Genomic DNA, 1,535 nt, shown 5'->3' with positions numbered 1-1,535 from the left:
GAGAGGTCAAATAAATAAGAAACCGCCTGTAGCATTGAAGTAGCCGGGTTTTTGACTTCCTCATTATACATAGCGATTTCTTAGATATTTGTCTTGATGACAATCCCGGTGTGTGATATTTAAACTTTCATTCACCCTGAATATGCAAATCGCGATATGAAAATTGCTGCCCAATTTATACTTGCTTTCACAATCTTATTAATTGCTTTCATACCCCTAAATGGGCAGCTATGGCTTGTTGATAAAAGCTTATTAGATGAGAATCCATCAGGGCCAATTGTTGAAGTTCCATCTGTTTTTTTGCTAAAAAAGGACGCTTCAGGCAAATATCAACAGCCGGATTTAGTAACCAGTGTTTCCCTAAAATTATCTAATTTTCAAGTCAAAGCAGATGGCATTGTGGAGGTGGTTACCTTTGGCGCAGCTTCACGCGAAACTATTAAATGGCCTAAGTCAGAATTGGTCTTTCAAGAAATGAAAGCACTCGGACGTCCTGTTTCTACCATGTATACTGTTGGTGACGACTTAGGTCAAGGTATATTTACAGGTACACATCATGCCTATTGGATGTATGCCTCCATAAAGCATCTTTCAAAATCCTCAGTTCCCAAAGCGAATGAAGCTCAATACTTGGGAGATTTAACCATCGAGTTCAATAGACCTATTTCTAATCCTCATCTACATTTGGTCGGACTAGGTGCTATGGTTGACGTTGAAGGGGTTTGTAGAGGTTATTCTGTTGAATTAGAATTGATTACACCTAATGCATTTTTAGAGTATGTATCGGGATCGACTGAATTCGGAGTTTCATCTGATAAGATTTTTAATAAAGCTAAAGGATTTAATGTAAACTGTGGGGATGGAGGTGCATGTGGTACAGCAGCAATAATTGTTGAGGAGGCAACATCAATTACATTTAAAATACTTTTACGCAGGGATAGTAAAAACGATGGCTATAAAGGGAAGTGGCCTCTCATGAGGAATATGCAAGTAGGTGATGGGTTTATGCTAGGATTATCCTTTGATGACAATATAGCAATTCAAGGTGCAGTGAATCTTTTTTCAGAAAGTGGCAATGCACCCACCAATAAAGTAAAGAATCAATTGTTGAGAGTAAATATTATTGACCCTACTACTCAAGTAGTACTTGCGTCTAAACCAGTCGAAGAAGACGGTAGTTTTAGGTTAGATGGATTTACTGCTAAAACAAATTATTTTGTTCAAGTGAGTACCTATAAAGGAATAGTTGGAGATCTTGCTCCCTCAACTCAGCTACCTTCAGGATACGCCTTTATTGAGAACAATGGATCTACTGACATAAGATACATTTCAGATCTTAAGAAGTATGTAGTGATTGAAGACAAGGAGATCGAACCGCTTCAATTTTATATTTCAAACCTAGATGAGCAAATTGTTGCCTCCACTTTTTACAAAGATGAAGATGTTCAAGAAATGATTGATCTTCTATCGGAAGAGCAAAAGGAAAGTGATTATGTATAAATCCTTGCAAATACTCTGGGGGCTGGTACTGAAAA

At 37.6% G+C, this 1,535-nt stretch carries 1 protein-coding gene; it reads left to right on the top strand.

Translation table 11 applies throughout. The annotated features are described in order from the left end of the window. Positions 1 to 156: 156 nt before the first annotated feature. Positions 157 to 1,500 carry a hypothetical protein gene (locus P5683_RS24740; protein WP_315669504.1) on the top strand — a complete coding sequence of 448 codons (1,344 nt, stop codon included), beginning with the start codon at positions 157 to 159 and terminating at the stop codon, positions 1,498 to 1,500. Positions 1,501 to 1,535: the final 35 nt, after the last annotated feature.

The organism is Limnospira sp. PMC 1279.21, assembly GCF_032349615.1.
Taxonomy (GTDB): Bacteria; Cyanobacteriota; Cyanobacteriia; order Cyanobacteriales; family Microcoleaceae; genus Limnospira; species Limnospira fusiformis.
This window is presented reverse-complemented; position numbering and strand designations above follow the sequence as displayed.

Bases quoted from the DNA above. Each gene is read 5' to 3' on its own strand.
- P5683_RS24740 (WP_315669504.1), top strand. From the start codon at position 157: ATGAAAATTGCTGCCCAATTTATACTTGCTTTCACAATCTTATTAATT.